At 73.0% G+C, this 15647-nt stretch carries 14 protein-coding genes and 2 tRNA genes; 9 read left to right on the forward strand and 7 right to left on the reverse strand.

The genetic code is table 11. From position 1 onward, the window contains the following. Window positions 1–22 precede the first annotated feature (22 nt). The gene (locus tag ACGFIS_RS04205; RefSeq protein WP_392900767.1) at window positions 23–1402 is read right to left on the reverse strand and encodes a PLP-dependent aminotransferase family protein; all 1380 of its coding nucleotides are present in this window, start codon (window positions 1400–1402) and stop codon (window positions 23–25) included. An 86-nt stretch (window positions 1403–1488) separates the two neighbouring features. Here ACGFIS_RS04205 and ACGFIS_RS04210 point away from each other — a divergent pair, with 86 nt between their 5' ends. The 5 genes from ACGFIS_RS04210 (at window position 1489) to ACGFIS_RS04230 (ending at window position 3844) form a co-directional block, all read left to right on the forward strand. Further along, window positions 1489–2139, forward strand: a complete 651-nt coding sequence (locus ACGFIS_RS04210) for a pyridoxamine 5'-phosphate oxidase family protein (protein WP_392900764.1) — start codon at window positions 1489–1491, stop codon at window positions 2137–2139. 52 nt (window positions 2140–2191) lie between these two features. Then, on the forward strand, window positions 2192–2788 hold the full coding sequence (orn, locus tag ACGFIS_RS04215) for an oligoribonuclease (RefSeq protein ID WP_392900762.1): 597 nt from the start codon (window positions 2192–2194) through the stop codon (window positions 2786–2788). 54 nt (window positions 2789–2842) lie between these two features. Continuing rightward, a tRNA-His gene (locus ACGFIS_RS04220) sits at window positions 2843–2918 on the forward strand. A 199-nt stretch (window positions 2919–3117) separates the two neighbouring features. After that, a complete protein-coding gene (locus ACGFIS_RS04225) occupies window positions 3118–3687 on the forward strand; it encodes a response regulator transcription factor (RefSeq protein ID WP_392900759.1) in 570 nt (189 codons plus the stop codon). Between the two features lie 81 nt (window positions 3688–3768). Next, window positions 3769–3844 (forward strand) — tRNA-Lys (locus ACGFIS_RS04230). Window positions 3845–3961: 117 nt separating this feature from the next. Here ACGFIS_RS04230 and ACGFIS_RS04235 read toward each other — a convergent pair. From ACGFIS_RS04235 to ACGFIS_RS04255, 5 genes are read right to left on the reverse strand one after another with little or no spacing between them, the layout of a single operon-like run. After that, a complete protein-coding gene (locus ACGFIS_RS04235) occupies window positions 3962–4207 on the reverse strand; it encodes a hypothetical protein (RefSeq protein ID WP_392900756.1) in 246 nt (81 codons plus the stop codon). Between the two features lie 57 nt (window positions 4208–4264). Next, a complete protein-coding gene (locus tag ACGFIS_RS04240) occupies window positions 4265–5440 on the reverse strand; it encodes a cytochrome P450 (RefSeq protein ID WP_392900753.1) in 1176 nt (391 codons plus the stop codon). Window positions 5441–5461: 21 nt separating this feature from the next. Next, entirely contained in the window at window positions 5462–7102 is a 1641-nt protein-coding gene (gene phnE, locus ACGFIS_RS04245; protein WP_392900750.1) for a phosphonate ABC transporter, permease protein PhnE, read from the reverse strand. Then, entirely contained in the window at window positions 7095–7868 is a 774-nt protein-coding gene (gene phnC, locus ACGFIS_RS04250) for a phosphonate ABC transporter ATP-binding protein (RefSeq protein ID WP_392900747.1), read from the reverse strand. Before phnC ends, phnE begins: the two co-directional genes overlap by 8 nt. A gap of 10 nt (window positions 7869–7878) precedes the next feature. Next, window positions 7879–8865 carry a phosphate/phosphite/phosphonate ABC transporter substrate-binding protein gene (locus tag ACGFIS_RS04255; protein WP_392900744.1) on the reverse strand — a complete coding sequence of 329 codons (987 nt, stop codon included), beginning with the start codon at window positions 8863–8865 and terminating at the stop codon, window positions 7879–7881. A gap of 159 nt (window positions 8866–9024) precedes the next feature. On the opposite strand from ACGFIS_RS04255, the gene ACGFIS_RS04260 reads away from it, so the two are divergent. The 4 genes from ACGFIS_RS04260 (at window position 9025) to ACGFIS_RS04275 (ending at window position 13908) form a co-directional block, all read left to right on the forward strand. Continuing rightward, window positions 9025–10449 (forward strand): hypothetical protein, encoded by a 1425-nt coding sequence (locus ACGFIS_RS04260; protein WP_392900741.1) that lies wholly within the window; start codon window positions 9025–9027, stop codon window positions 10447–10449. Next, a complete protein-coding gene (locus ACGFIS_RS04265) occupies window positions 10446–11426 on the forward strand; it encodes a PaaX family transcriptional regulator C-terminal domain-containing protein (RefSeq protein ID WP_392900738.1) in 981 nt (326 codons plus the stop codon). The genes ACGFIS_RS04260 and ACGFIS_RS04265 overlap by 4 nt, the downstream gene beginning before the upstream one ends. A gap of 160 nt (window positions 11427–11586) precedes the next feature. Next, window positions 11587–13023, forward strand: coding sequence for a hypothetical protein (locus tag ACGFIS_RS04270; protein WP_392900735.1), 1437 nt, complete (start codon window positions 11587–11589; stop codon window positions 13021–13023). A gap of 24 nt (window positions 13024–13047) precedes the next feature. Beyond that, on the forward strand, window positions 13048–13908 hold the full coding sequence (locus ACGFIS_RS04275) for a glutamate ABC transporter substrate-binding protein (RefSeq protein WP_392900732.1): 861 nt from the start codon (window positions 13048–13050) through the stop codon (window positions 13906–13908). Window positions 13909–13928: 20 nt separating this feature from the next. Here ACGFIS_RS04275 and ACGFIS_RS04280 read toward each other — a convergent pair whose 3' ends face one another. Continuing rightward, window positions 13929–15644, reverse strand: a complete 1716-nt coding sequence (locus ACGFIS_RS04280; RefSeq protein ID WP_392900729.1) for a TerD family protein — start codon at window positions 15642–15644, stop codon at window positions 13929–13931. Window positions 15645–15647: the final 3 nt, after the last annotated feature.

Consider the following 15647-nt stretch of genomic DNA (forward strand, 5'->3'; position numbering starts at 1 on the left):
TCCGGCACGGCTCACCTCCCCCTCACCCCGCCCGCGTCCCCACCAGCTCATGGACGACCTCGCAGCCCTTGCGGAGTTCCGCGAGGTTCGCCGCCGAGCCGTAACCGATCACCAGCCCGGACGCCCGCCGCGCGCCCCCGTGGCAGTGGTCGAGCGTCTCCACCAGAACGCCCCGGTCCGCCGCCTCGCGGACGACCCGACCCGCCACCTGCGCCGGGACGTCCACCACCAGGTGCAGACCGGCCGTGTCGCCGCGCAGGGGCAGCCCGTCCAGCGCCCGGACGACCACGTCCCGCCGCCGCGCGTACTCCCCCCGCATCCGGCGGACGTGCCGGTCCAGGTCGCCGCGTTCCAGGAGCAGCCGCAGCGCGTCCTGCGGCACGACGGCCGTGCGGTCGTTCAGCTCCTCGCGGCGCAGCGCGATCCGTCCCACCAGGTCGGGACGGCCCACGAGCCAGCCGACCCCCATGTCCGCCGTGAGGATCTTGGCGGTCGTGCCGAGGTAGACCACCACGTCCGGGTCCAGCCCGTAGAGCGCGGGGAGCGGCGCGACGTCGTACCGGAACTCGCCGTCGTAGTCGTCCTCCGCGACGAGCGCCCCGTTGCGCCGCGCCCACGCCAGCAGGGCCTGGCGGCGCGGAACGGGCAGCACGCCGCCCATCGGGAACTGATGCGACGGCGTCGTGTAGACGAGGCGCAGATCGTCCGGGAGGCCGTCGACGACGAGGCCGTGCTCATCGACCGGGCAGGGCACCGGCTCGGCGCCGCGCCCCTCCAGCACCGCGCGTGCCCGCCGGTAGCCGGGCTCCTCCACCCCGACCCGGTCACCCGGACACAGCACGGTCGCCGCCAGCAGATCCAGCCCGTTCGTCGCGCCCCGCGTCACCAGCAGCCCGTCCACAGGACACCCCACGCCGCGGCTGCGCCTGATGTAGTCGGCCAAGGCGATGCGCAGGTCCGGCAGGCCGTGCGGGTCCTGGCGCTGCTGGGGCGGCATCCCGGACGCGAGGCGCCACGCACGCCGCCACGCGGGAGTGTCCAGCGCCCCGATCCAGGCGAGACCCGGTCGCAGATCGATCTCGTGAGGGGCCGCCGTCCTCCGCACGGTCTCGGTCCTCACCGGCCGTGTTCTCGGCACGGGCGGCGCGGCGACACCGTCGGTCACGTACGTCCCCGACCCGTGCCGGCCTTCCAGCCAGCCCTCCGCGTACAGCTGCTCGTACGCCTCGGTCACGACCGTGCGGCTCACACCCAGCAGCCCCGCCAGCGCCCTGCTCGCGGGAAGCCGCTCCCCGGCCGCCAGCCGCCCCTCCCCCATCGCCGCACGCAACTGGCCGACGAGCTGGGCGCTCATGGGCTCACCGGCATCCCGGTCGATGCCGAGAGGCAGGTCTATCGACAAAGTGGTCTCCGTCTAAAAGTGGTCTCCGTCTATACGCATCGATTGGCCCTACCGGCCAGGCCACTCGCTCCATAGCGTAAACGTCCATGACCGCACTCTCATCGACCGCCCGCACCCGGCTCGGCAGATACTCCGAACGGTCCAGCGCCGACCGCTCCGTCCTCTACGAAATCCTCGACGACGGCATGATCTGCCACTTCGGCGTCACCATGAACGGCTCACCGCGCGTCCTGCCCACCGCCTACGGGCGCCTGGACGACACCCTCTACCTGCACGGCTCCACGGGGGCGAGCAGCCTCATGGCGGGACCGTCCCAGGACATCTGCGTCACCGTCACCCACCTGGACGGAATCGTCCTCGCCCGGTCCCTGTTCCACCACTCCATCAACTACCGCAGCGCCGTCATCTACGGGACGCCCCGCCTCGTCACCGACGCCGACGAACAACTGGCCGGCCTCCGGGTCATCACCGAGCAACTGGCCCCCGGCCAATGGGACGTGGCACGCCGGCCCACCCGCAAGGAACTCGCCGCCGTCTCCGTACTGGCACTCCCCCTGGACGAGGCGTCCGTCAAGATCCGGCAGGCTCCCCCAAGCGACGACGACGAGGATTACGCACTCGACGTCTGGGCGGGCGTCCTCCCCGTCCACCAGACGTTCGGAGTCCCCTCCCCCGACCCCGCCCTGCGCCCCGGCATCCCCGTACCCGCCCATATCGCCCACCGCGTGACCTCCTAATCCGATCCGGCTCAGTGCCCCGCGCAGTCGCCCATGGCCGTAGGGTGAATCCATGAACGAGCGGCTGGTCTGGATTGACTGCGAGATGACTGGACTCGACCTGCGCAACGACGCGCTGATCGAGATAGCCGCGCTGGTCACCGACAGCGAGCTGAACATCCTCGACGACGGCGTCGACGTGATCATCAAGCCTCCCCAGGAGTCGGTCACGCAGATGACCCAGGTCGTCCGGGACATGCACACCACGTCCGGCCTCCTTGAGGCGCTTCCCGGTGGCGTCACCCTCGCCGAGGCCGAGGACGTCGTCCTCACCTACATCAAGCGCCACGTCAAGGAGGCCAAGAAGGCCCCCCTGTGCGGCAACTCCATCGCCACCGACCGCTCGTTCCTCGCCCGCGACATGCCGACCCTCGACGGCCACCTCCACTACCGCATGGTGGACGTCTCGTCCATCAAGGAGCTGGCCCGCCGCTGGTACCCGCGCGTCTACTTCGCCAGCCCCGAGAAGAAGGGCGGCCACCGGGCCCTCGCCGACATCACCGAGAGCATCCAGGAACTGCGCTACTACCGTGCCGCCGTCTTCGTCCCCCAGCCCGGCCCCGACTCCGAGACCGCCCGCGCCGTCGCCGCCAAGGTCGCCTCCGGCTGACCCACGCCCGCGGAGCCGCTACACTACTGGGAGCCGGGAGCGATCTCGGCCACGGTGGGTGTAGCTCAGTTGGCAGAGCACTTGGTTGTGGTCCAAGATGTCGGGGGTTCAAGTCCCCTCACTCACCCCACGCAAAGGGCTTGGTCGCCATGCGGCGACCAGGCCCTTTAGTCGTTGGTCGTCAGCTCGTCCGGTGTTGCCGGGAGCAGGACGCGGGTCATGCGGCGGCACGGGCACCCCGAGCCTGACCGGCGCGGTCCATCGACTCCCGAAGACCGGGCCGTTATGCTCCGACCCTATAAATGTCAACAACCCCCCAAGGGCGACGGATGAGTGTCGACGAGACGGCCCCCCTGCGCGTACTCGTGGTGGACGGTGACCCGCAGGTCCGAGCGGCCGTGACCTCCCTGCTCGACGCCAGCGACGAACTCCAGGTCGTCGCCGAGAGCCCCGATCCCGCCGCGGCGCTCTCCCTGGCCGAGCGCCTGCGTCCCGACATCGTCCTGCTGGACGCGGCCTCCGCCGAGCACGCCGCCCCCTTCAGCCACTCCGCCCGCGTCTTCGTCCTCGCCGCCGCCGGTCACCCGGCCGTGGAGGACGCCCTCCATGCCGGCGCCAGCGGCCACCTGGTCCCCGGCTCCTTCACCGTCCCGGACCTCATCCGCGGTGTCCGCCACGCCTCCCGCACCTCTCTCGGCCTGTCCGCCCGCGAGTCGGAGGTCATGGACCTCATCGCCACCGGCCGGTCCAACGGCGAGATCGCCCGCCAACTCTTCCTCAGCGAGAAGACCGTCAAGAACCACGTCAACCGCATTTACGCCAAGCTCGGCGTCAGCTCCCGGGCCACCGCCATCGCCCTCTGGCGCGGCATGATGAGCGTCCTCCCCGTCCGGGACTAAACCGGTTCGCACTGGTCCACCGCTCCTGATACTGTTCTTCCTGTCGCCAGGGACCCCCGGCCAGGGCCGGTCCCCCGACATGCGCCGTTAGCTCAATTGGCAGAGCAGCAGACTCTTAATCTGCGGGTTCGGGGTTCAAGTCCCTGACGGCGCACCACAACCACCAGGGCGTACACCGATCATCGGCGTACGCCCTGTTCGTGTTCGTTGCAGTCGCCGTTGGGGTCAGTCCTTCGGAGACCCCCAGAGGTGTCTCGTTGCGCATCGCCCGTGGTCAGCGGGCCTGCACCTTGTTGGCGACCGATGCCGATTCCGCCGGGGTCTCCGTGTTCTGCTCGGCTCGGGGCAGGAGGCCGATCCACACGAGCGCGACGCTGGCGAGGGTGAAGGCCACGTTCACGGTAAGGGCCAGGTGGATACCGTTCAGGTCGGACGTCTGGGTGGCGGCGACGGCGCTCAGGATCGGGATGCCGATCGTGATGAGAACCACTAGGTCCGAGCGGCGCCCAACGAGATTCATGTCCGGCCGGCGTGCCCCGTGCGTTGGCCGGACATGCGTATCAAGGGCGGTACCCCGTCATCGCCTGGTGAGGCGGAGGGGGGCCGACTCGGGGCCGAACTCCAGCCAGTTGAACATCTTCACGGGCCCGTCCAGGGTGATCTCGGCGGCGCCGTCGAGCAGTGTCCGCAGGGCGGCGGCCATCTCCATGCGCGCCAGGGCGGTGCCGGGGCAGCGGTGGGCGCCGCGGCCGAACGCGAGGTGGCGGTTCGGGTGCCGGTCCAGGACGAGCTGGTCGGGGTCGGTGAAGACCTCTTCGTCGCGGTTGGCCGAGGGGTACAGCATCGTGACCGGTTCCCCGGCACGGATGGTACGGTCGCCGATCTCCACATCGCGGGTGGCGGTACGGGCGAACACCCGGTACGGGGCGTAGAGCCGCAGCAGTTCCTCGATGGCGTTCGCCAGCAGGTCGGGCCGGTCTCGCAGTCGTTCCTGAAGGTCGGGGTCGCGTGCCAGGTGGACGGCGGCACTGCCGAGGACGGCTTGGGGGGCGCCGATGCCCGCGACGATGGTCTGCCGCACGGTCCCGACCACCAGGTCATCGGGGATGGCGGGGTCCGCCTCCAGGAGGCTGGTGACCATATCGGTGTCCGGGTCGCGCGGGTGGCGGCGGCGCTCGTCGACGAGGGCGCGGGCGATGCCGTACAGCTCGTCGCTGGCGGCCATGATCCGCGGCTTGTCCATGTCCTGGATGGCGAAGCTGTACTCCACGCCGATGCGGCGGATGTCCAGCATCTGGGCCAGCGGCAGGTCGAGGAACAGGGCGAAGCACTGCGCGGCGAACGGCAGGGCGAACTCCTTGGAGAAGTCGCCGCCGCCGCGTGCCAGCAGCGGCCGGAGCAGTTCCTCCGCGGCCTCGGCGAACGCCGGCTCCAGGCGGCGTACCGCCGCGCGGCTCATCACCCGGTCCAGCGGGGCGCGGTAGATCCCGTGCTCGGGCGGGTCGAAGTGCAGCGGCGGCCGGCGGCGGGTGCGCGGTACGTGCGGGACGACGTTCTGCACGGCGGTGCTGAACGTTTCGCTGTCGCGGGCGATCCGTACGACGTCGTCGTAGCGGGTCGCGGCCCAGAAGCCGCCGAAGGCGTCGCTCCAGGGCACCGGGCAGCGCCGCCGCAGGTCGGCGTAGACGGCGTGGGAGCTGTCGAAGGTCTCCGGCTGGAGCGGGTCCCAGTCGGATGGGCGTTCGGTGGTCATGGTCTCCCCGATCATCGGTGGTCAGAGCAGATGGCGGCGAGCGAGGCGGGCGAGCGCCTCGATGCCGTAGACGACGACGGCGATCGCGATGACGATGGCGCTGGTGACGTCGTAGCGGAGGGTGGCGATGGACTCCTGCATCAGGTAGCCGATGCCGCCCGCGCCGACGATTCCCAGCACGATCGACTCGCGCAGCGCCAGGTCGGCGACGAACAGGCCGTTGCCGGTGAAGGACGGCACGAACTGCGGCCAGATTCCGCCCGCGAAGGACTGCGGCCGGGTGGCGCCGACGGAGGTCAGCGCCTCGTGCGGGACGGGGTCGAGCACTTCGAGGGAGTCGGTGAAGAACTTGGCGGCCAGCGCGGTGCAGGAGATCCACAGGGCCAGGAACCCCGCGAACGGGCCGAGCCCCAGGGCCGCGACGAACAGCAGCGCGTAGACCAGGTCGGGGATGCCGCGGATCACCACGACCAGCACGCGGACGGCCGCCGACAGCGGCCGCCAGGGTGCGACGTTCGTGGCGGTGAGCAGGGCCAGCACGAGCCCGCCGAAGGTGCCGGCCGACGCGGCGCCCAGGGCCATGAGCAGGCTCTCCAGTACGCCCATGAGGATCTCGGTCGAGAAGGCGGGCGGCCACATTCCGGTGAGGATGCCTCGCACGTTCGGCCAGGCGTCGGCGAGCCTGCCGAGGCTGAGGTCCAGCGACCACAGCGACGCCAGGAACACGGCGGCGACCGCGGCCGTGCCGCCGAACCGCAGCACGCGTTCGCGGTCCCAGCCGACGTCGGACGCGCGCTTCCCGGCGGGCAGCGCGGCGGCCGCGGCCGTCCGGTCGTTCCCGGAGCGGCGGCGGATCGCCACCGACAGCAGTTCCAGCAGGAGGATCAGGACGATGATCACGCAGATGATGCCGGCCGCGCGCGTGTAGTCCAGGCTGCCGAGGGCGGTCTGGAGCGCCACCCCGATGCCGCCGGCGCCGACGACGCCGAGCACCGCCGATGCCCGGATGTTGATGTCGAGCCGGTACAGGACGATCGCGACGAGCGCGGGCAGCACCCGCGGCAGGACGTTGGACACCGCGATCTGCGTCTCGCGGGCGCCGCAGGCGCGGGCGGCCTCGGCCGGAACCGGGTCGGCCTCCTCGATCGCGTCGGCCAGCAGCTTGGCGATCATGCCGACCGAGTGGACGGCGACGGCGAGCGCGCCCGCGAGCGGCCCGAGGCCGAACGCCCGCACGAACAGGATCGCGAAGACCAGCGTCGGCACCGCCCGGGTCAGCACGATGACCAGCCGGGCCACCGGGCCCGTCCAGCGGCGGACCGGGCGGGTGCGGGCGGCGATGAAGGCCAGCGGCACCGAGGCCAGCACCGACAGGCCGGTGCCCGCCACGGCGATCAGCAGTGTCTCCAGGACGAGGGAGGCGGTGTCACCGGCCGCGGGGAAGTCCGGCGGGAGCATCCGTTCCAGGAGCCGCAGCGTGTCGCCGAGCCCGGCGGCCAGCGAGAGCGGCGACAGGCCGATCCACCAGAACGTCGCCCAGGTGACCCCCACGGCGCCGAGGAGGAGTACGGCCGCGACGGCGGTCCGGGCCTCCAGCGGCGGGCGCAGCGGCCCGGGGTCGGGCTCGGGCTCGGTGCGCACGGCCGGTTCGGTGCTAGTCACGGTGCGCGCCCGCGGTCTGGTAGACGGCGCGCAGCCGGTCCTCCTTCAACGTGGCGGCGGGCTCGTCCAGCACGATCCGGCCCGAGCGCAGCGCCACCACCCGGTCGGCGGTGGACAGCGCCAGGTCGATCTGGTGCAGGCTGCACAGGACCGAGATGCCGTCCTCGGCGCTGATCCGTTTGAGGGTGTCGAGCACCAGGACGCTGGCGGCCGGGTCGAGCGAGGCGACCGGCTCGTCGGCCAGGACGAGCCGCGGCCGCTGCACCAGGGTGCGGGCGACGGCGACCCGCTGCTGCTGGCCGCCCGAAAGCGTGTCGCAGCGCTGGAACCGCTGGTCGGCCAGGCCGACGCGGTCGAGCTGCTCGACGGCCCGCTCACGCAGGGCGCGCGGGTAGGCCATCACGCCGTACCGCGGCCAGCGCAGCGTGGCGAGCGCGCCCATCAGCACGTTCTCCAGCGCCGACAACCGGCCGACCAGGCCGAACTGCTGGAACACGAACCCCACCCCGGCGCGCAGGTCGCGCAGCTCGCGGCGGGAGCAGGCGGCGGGGTCGGCGCCGAGCGTGCGGACGGTGCCCCGGTCCGGCCGGTGCATCCCGTTCACCAGCCGCAGCAGGGTGGACTTCCCCGCGCCGGACGGGCCGACCAGCGCGACGAACTCACCCTGCGGAACGGTCAGGTCGATCCCGTCGAGCACGGTCTTGCCGGCGAACCCCTTGGTCGTTCCGGCGAGGTCCAGCACGGCGCCCTCGCGGGTGTCCCTCATGGCGGGCTCCTCAGTCACCGGACGTGCACACCTCGGCCTTGGTGATGTCGCAGATTCGTGCGATCGGCTGGTAGGTCTTGTCGTCGGCGGCGGTGAACGTCCAGGCGTTCGACGACCCCAGCGGGCAGGCCGTCGCCTCGGCGTGCTCCTTCCACGTCGGCGGGCCCTTGATCTCCTTGCCCTTGCACAGTCCGGCCGATGCCGCCGCGGTGGCGGTCAGCCGGGTCACCGACCGGGTGATCTTGTCTTTGACGTCCTTGGGCAGCCAGGCCCCGACCACGATGGGCGGGCCGGGGATGAGCGGCGAGGTCCACACCTTGCGGACCTGGCCGGGCTTGAGCTGGCCGCGGGCGGGCAGCAGCTGGTCGATGAAGACGTCGCCGACGAACGCGATGTCGCAGTCCCCCGCCAGCAGCGAGGCCACCGCGGTGTCGTGGCCCTTGGTGAACACGATCTCGGCGTCCTTGGCGGCGTCCACCCCGGCCTCCTTGAGGGAGGCGAGCGGCTGGAGGTAGCCGGTGGTGGAGCCGGGGTCGGTGAAGCAGATGTCCTTCCCCTTGACGTCGGCGAGCGATGTGACGGAGGTGTCGTCGCCGCGCGTGACCCCGTAGCCGTAGGCGCCGGGGTCGCCCCCGGGCGCCTGCAGCGGGACGGCGACCGGCTCGACCTTGGCGCGGCTGCGCGCCAGGTAGTAGCTGAACGCCCCGTAGACGGCGACGTCCACGCGCTTGGCGACCTGCGCCTCGACGACGGCGGCGTTGCTGGCGACGGCCTGGAACTTGACCGGGATGCCCACGTCCTTCTCCAGCGCGGCGACGATCGGGGCGAACGCAGCCTGGAGGTTGTCGGTCTGCTCGGACGGGACGGCGGCGAAGACGAGCTGGTCGGGGCGGTCCCCGTCGGCCGCACCACGCGCTCCGGGACCGGAACCGCAGGCGGATACGAGGGCGGCCGCGGTGGCGACCGCGAGCACGCTGGTGGCTGTCTTCCGGAACATCGGCGACTCCCTTGACGCAGGGTGGTCGGCTCAAAGTAAGCAGGTGAATAGATATTGTCAACACTTCTGTGACGACCGTAGGATTCGTGCCTAGCATTATCAACGGCTCTACCAGGACGACCGTCCATCTACTGTCTCCTTTCTTCCGGGAGTCGGATCATGCACCTCCCCCACGTCCCCCTCCGGCGAGTGGCCACGGCCGCCGCGGCCGCCACGGCGCTCGCCCTCACCACGGCCTCACCCGCGAACGCGGCACCGGCCGCGGGTCACACCACGACCCGGCACGAGCCGCTCAGCCTCCGCGGCGTCCACCCCACCGGAGCGACCTACGCCATCGAGGTCCCCGCGGCCTGGAACGGCACGGTGCTGTCCTTCAGCCCGGGCTACGGCCAGGGCGCCGGCGACGATCAGCGGCCCGCCGGGCTCGCCGGCGACGCCGACGCCCAGCGCTGGCTGCTGGAGCGCGGCTACGCCCTGGCCGGGACCCGGCCGTACGGGGACGGCTGGGCCGTCGAGGAGACGCTGCGGGACTCCGCCGCGACCCTCGCCGTCCTCGCCCGCCAGGCCGGAAAGCCCAAGGCCACGCTGGCGTGGGGCCCCTCGATGGGCGGCAACATCGCGGCGGGCCTGGCCGAGCGCCGGGCCGACCTCGTGGACGGCGCGCTCCCCTACTGCGCCTCGGTCGCCGGTCCCGTGGCCATGCTCAACCAGTCGCTCGACGCCGCGTTCGCGTTCACCACCCTGCTGGCGCCCGGCGACCACGGCATCACGCTGGTGCGGCGCGGCTCGCCCGAGGCGGAGGCGCACGCCAACGCCGCCGCCAGGACCGTCCTGGACACGGCCCAGCAGACCCCCCGGGGCCGGGCGCGGATCGCACTGGCCGCCGCGTTCGCGCAGGTCTCGACCTGGTCGGTGCCCGGCACGCCCGAGCCCGCCGACGACGACTGGGAAGGGCAGCAGGAGCAGCAGTACGCGGCGTTCATGCCCACCGTCTTCTCGCCGCGGTTCCCCCTGGAGCAGCGGGCGGGCGGCAACATGTCCTGGAACACCGGCGTGGACTACCGCCGCCTGCTCCGGCGCTCCGAACGCGTACCGCAGGTAAGCGCCCTCTACAAGGCGGCCGGGCTCGACCTCGACGCCGACCTCGCGCGTCTCGCCGGGGCACCGCGCATCTCCGCCGACCGGGACGCGGTCGCCTACATGGAGCGCAACTTCACCCCCGGCGGCGAACTGAACGTCCCCGTTCTCACGCTGCACGAGCGCGGCGACAACTTCCCCACCGTCACGCAGGCCCGCGCGTACTCCGACGTCGTCCGCCGGGCGGGGGACGCGCGGATGCTGCGGCAGGCGTTCGTCGACCGCCCCGGGCACTGCCGCTACACCGGCGCCGAACTGGTCGCCACCGTCCTGACCCTGGAACGCCGCGTCAAGACCGGCCGCTGGGGCGACACCGCCACCGCGCCGGAACTGCGGCGGCTCGCCGGACGCCTCACCGCCGGGGACTCCGGGCTGGGCACCGCGCAGTTCGTCCGCTTCACCCCCGATCGGTTCCTGCGGCCGCACGTCCCCGGAGGCGCCGGATGACCTCGCCCGTGACCGGCTCCCTGCCCCGCGGCAGGCAGGGAGCCGAGCCGCAGCGCCTGCTGACGACGCTGCTGGGCGACTACTGGTTCTGGCGCGAGGAGCACATTTCGTCCGCCGCGCTGGTCCGGCTGCTGGAGGAGTTCGGCATAAGCGAGACCGGCGCCCGCGCCGCGCTCCGCCGGGTCGCCTCGCGGGGGCTGCTCACCAGCTGCCGTTCCGGCCGTACGACGGCGTACGGGCTGCCGCCCCGCGCCCACGACGTCATCGTGGCGCACATGCTGCGGCTGCTGACGTTCGGCGCGTCCGTCCCGTCCTGGGACGGCGAGTGGACCGTGGTGATGTTCTCGGTGCCCGAGGACCGGCGCGACACCCGGCGGACCCTGCGCGACAACCTGCGGCTGCTGCACTTCGGCATGCTCTTCGACGCCGTCTGGGTCAGCCCCCACGACCGGACCGCCGACGTGGCCGCGCTCGTCCGCAGGCTGGAGGTCTCCGGGGTCACCGTCGTCCGCGCCCGCGAGATCGCCGAGGACGGCCTGGACGGCGTCCTGAACCGCGCGTTCGACATCACCTCCCTTCGCGAACGGTACGACCGGTTCATCGCCGCCTACCGTGAGCAGGGCGAACGCGTCACCGGTCCCGGCATCTCCCCCGCCGAGGCGCTGCGGGTGCGCACCGCGGTCATGACGGACTGGCGCGCGTTCCCCAACCTCGATCCCGACCTGCCCGCCGAGCTGCTGCCGCCGGACTGGCCCCGCGACGAGGCGCGGCGGCTGTGCGTGCACATCTACGACTCGCTGGGCACGCCCGCCGAGCAGCGGTTCCGGGAGATCCTGGCCGAGTACGATCCCGGCCTCGCCGAGCTGGCGTCCCACCACACGTTCGCCCAGGCGTCCACCCTGCGCGCCAGTCACGTGCGGCGGCGCACCGATTTCGACGAGAGCACCGAGCGCGACCGCCTGACGATGCTCACCTGAAACGTGCCGCCGGTGCGGCTGTGCGGCGACGAACGCGAACGGTCGGTGCCGGAGCGCAAGCTCGACGCCGTCGGCCGATCGCGCCGCGATCTTGCCGGGACCGCTGCGGGGGCCCGAGACTGGGACGTCCGAGGCGCCCCCCGAAGGAGAAGGACCGAGCGTGCCCTCCAAGCTCTTGGGTCTCCGTACCGTCGCGGGCCGTGTCCGCGCCCTGACCGCCCTGGCGCTGCTGGCGCTCGCCGTGCTGTTCACCGTCACGCAGACGGCCGCCGGTGACGCACGCGAGGGCATGCGGGCGCTGGGGCACCGCGAGGGTCCCATGGTGGTGGCCACCGCCGACATGTACCTCGCGCTCAGCGACATGGACGCGCAGGTCACCAACGTGCTGCTGACCGGGGCCGAGGAGGGCTGGCTGTGCGACCCCGACGCGGAGGCCTCGGACTGCGAGCGCAGCGGCTCCCGGTACACCTACGACATCCGCCGGGAGGACGCGCAGCAGGCCGCGTTGCAGGCCGCGCGGCTGGCGCAGGGCGACCCGGTGCGGCTGCGGAGCGTCCGGGCGGTCCTGGCCGGCCTGCACGCCTACGACCAGCGCGTGCAGGCGGCCATGGAGGCCGGGCGGCCGCAGGCCGGTCCCGCGGCGGAGCCGACGCCGGAGGCGGTCCGGCAGTACCGCGCCGCGACCGCCCTGATGGCGCGGGACCTGCTGCCGAAGGCGTACAACGTGACGCTGGACGGCGCGGCCGATGTCGACACCGCCTACCGCGAGGAGCGCTCGGCCGTGCAGGCGGGACGGCTCCGGGTGCTGGGGGCCGGGCTGGCGCTGGTGGCCGGGCTGGCGAGCCTGCAGGTCTACCTGGCGCGGCGGTTCCGGCGCCTGCTCAGCGTGCCGCTGGCCGCCGCGCTCGCGGGCACGGTGGCGCTGACGGCGGCCGGGGCGTCGCTGCTGGCCACCGAGGCGGACCACCTGCGGGCCGCCAAGACCGCGGGGTTCGACCCCGTCCTCCGGCTCACCCGCGCAAGGGCGATCAGCCACGGCCTGAACACCGACCGGACCCGCCTGATCCTCGACCCGGCGGACGCCGACCGCTACGACCAGATGTACCTGGAGAAGTCGCAGACGCTCCTCTACATACCGGGAGTGACCAATCTGGACGCCTACATGGAGGAACTGACGGAGCGGGTGGGCCCGGGTCAGGACGCGCGCGCTGCGGACATCGGCGGGTTCTATGGCTGGTGGGTGCACCAGGCCGCCACGCAGGGGCGAGCGGACGCCGCCGGCCCCCTGCTGCACCGGTACCGCGGCTACCAGGGCCACCAGTTCGCCGTCCGGGCGCTGGCCGCGGACGGTGACCGGAGCCGCGCCGTCCGCGCCCACCTGGACCCGCGCTGGCCGCACCTGCCCAGCCTGTCCTTCAGGCACTACGACCGGGAGTTCGACGGCCGGATCAGCCGCCACGAGTTCATCGGGGCCCGCGCCGTCGCGCGCGGCGACCGGGCCCTGGAGCCGTGGTCGTGGCTGCCTCCCGCCGCGGCACTGGCCATCGCGGGCCTCATCGTGGCCGGGGTCTGGCCGCGCCTGTCGGAATACCGCTGAGACACCGAGAACGGGGAGCCGACCGTGCACGCCGCCCGCAGCAACCGCACCCTCATCGCCACGGCCGCCCTGGCCGCCCTGTCCGTTGTGATCCTGGTGACGTCCCTGGCGGTGGCCCCGCTGCTCTACGGCGCCGACGACGGGCCGTCGTCGATCACGGACCTGGACGCTCTCGTGATCGGGGTCAAGGACGATCAGCCGGGCCTGTCCCTGCGGACAGGGGACGGCGAGCTGGAGGGCTTCGACATCGACGTCGCCACCTACGTCGGGGGCCGGCTCGGGATCTCGCCGGAGAAGCTGACCTTCCGGCCACTGTCGTCGGACGAACGGGAGAGCGCGCTGAGCCGCGGCACGGTCGACCTGGTGGTGGCGACGTACTCCATCACCCCGGAGCGCAAGCAGCGCGTCACCTTCGCCGGGCCGTACTACGTCGCGCATCAGGACATCCTCGTCCGGCCGCGGGAGACGTCCATCAAGACCGTGCGCGACCTGCGCGGCAAGCGGCTCTGCCAGGTGCCGGGATCGAACTCCTGGCGCCGTGTCACCGAGGAGCGCGGGGTGGCCGCCGAACTCGTGCCGGCGGGCTCCTACAGCGAGTGCGTGAAGGCGCTGGCCGGTGGACGCCTCGACGCCGTCTCCACCGACGACCTGATCCTCGCCGGGTTCGCCGCGGGCTCCGGCACCACACTGGTCAACGCGCCGTTCTCCGACGAGCGGTACGGGATCGGCCTGCGCAAGGGAGACCTCGGCGGCTGCCAGGCCGTCAACCGCATCCTGACCGGCATGTACCAGAACGGAACCGCGGAGACCCTGCTCGGCCAGTGGTTCACCGCGTCGGGCCTCGAAGTCACCACCACCGTCCCGGAGTTCGAAGGCTGCGCCTGAGCCACCGGGACGGCCGGGGCCTAGTCGTACGAGGCGATGGTGCGGGCGTGGGCGCCGAGAACGTGGGCGAACAGGGCAGGGGCGCGGGCGCCGCCGGCGGCGTCGGGGAGAACCTCCGGGGTGAGCGTCCAGTCCGCGCCCACCCACGCGTCGCCGATGGCGCCCTCGCTGGAGGAGAGGTTGTTGCAGGACTGCCGGATCCGCATGGCCCGCACCGACTCGGCCGCCGGGGTGTCGGTCTCCACCAGCACCACCGGGATCCCGACCAGCGGCCCGTCCTCCACCAGCCGCAGGAGCCGGTCCGCCTGCTCCCCGGCGACCGCGGCGCCGGCGTCGAGGATCACCACGAGCCGCACCGGGGGGCCGCCGGCACCGGACGGCAGGTCGTCGTCCTGGCCGCCGATCCTGCGCAGGTCCACCAGGTCGAGCAGGTACCGGAGCCGCTCGGCCGCCGCCGGCCCGGTGGCCACCCCGCCTCCCAGCAGCCGGGCGCTGGTGACCGGGTCGAACCCCTGCAGCCAGCCGGCGCCCGACAGTCCCGCCGCGTCGATCACCTCCAGCCCCGCCACACCGGGCGGGACGGCGGCCAGGAACCGGGTCGCCAGCGACCAGGCGAACGCGGCCGAGTCGCCGGGCATGATGCCGGTCGAGATCCACACGCCGCGCCGCCACGGCACCCGCAGGACGAGCGGTATCCGCAGGTCCGGTAGTTCGGCGGTGGACAGCCGGCCCACCAGCACCCCCTCGGCCAGGTCGGCGCGCGGCTGCCAGGTCAGCCAGGACGGCGCGTCGAACGGCGCGACCTCCGCGGTGACCTGCGGCTCCACCCGGGCCAGCTCGTCGCGGAGCTGCCCGGCGTCGGCCCGCAGGCGGTCGTTGGCCGCCGCCATGAGCTGCTCGAAGCGCCCGCCGGGCGCCCGCCCGGCGATCTCCTCGTTGCGGAGCGTGAGCGCGTGCTCGGTGGCGGCGCGGAACGAGGCCAGCGAGCGGCTGGCGTCCTCCCAGACCAGCCAGCACCGTTCCAGGTAGCCGACCTCCGTGCCGGACGGCGCCTGCTGAGGCGACGGCGTCTGCGGAGGCGGAGGGCTCTGCGGAGGCGGCGGCGTCCGTGGAGGAGGCGTCCGTGGAGGAGGCGGTGCCTGCGGGCCGGGAATCCCTGTCGGCGGGGGCGGCGCCCCGACGGCGGGGCCGGGCGGTGACGCGCCCACGACCCGCTGCGCGGCCTCGCCGGCCGGTTCGCCGGGGTCGTCCACCTCGACGCCGTGCGCCTCCAGCAGCTCGGCCAGCCCGCCGGCATAGCCCTGCCCGACGGCGCGCACCTTCCACCGGTCGTCCCGCCGGTAGATCTCCAGCCCGATGATCGCCTTCTCCGGTCCCAGCCCCGGGACGGTGAACAGGGCCGCGAGGCCGTCACCGTCCCCGGTGAGCCGGACCTGCGGCGGCGGCATCGACCCGAACGAACCGGTCCCCGACAGGCTGGCCGCGATCAGGACCGCCTGCGCGCCGGCGGGGACCGCGTCGAGGTCGAGTTCCACGCGCTGGCGTCCCCCGCCGTCGACCCAGCGCACGCCGGGCGCCTCCGGGGCGTTGAAGAACACCAGGTCGGCGTCGGAGCGCACCCGCAGGTCCGGGCCCACGAGCAGGGCGCTGACGTCCACGGGAACGGCGCAGGACACGGTGGCGGTCACCCGCCGGGCGGGCAGCGGGGCGTTGGCGCCGGGCGAGAGTTCGGTCATCGG

The organism is Spirillospora sp. NPDC048824, assembly GCF_043198455.1.
In the GTDB taxonomy this organism is placed as follows: domain Bacteria; phylum Actinomycetota; class Actinomycetes; order Streptosporangiales; family Streptosporangiaceae; genus Spirillospora.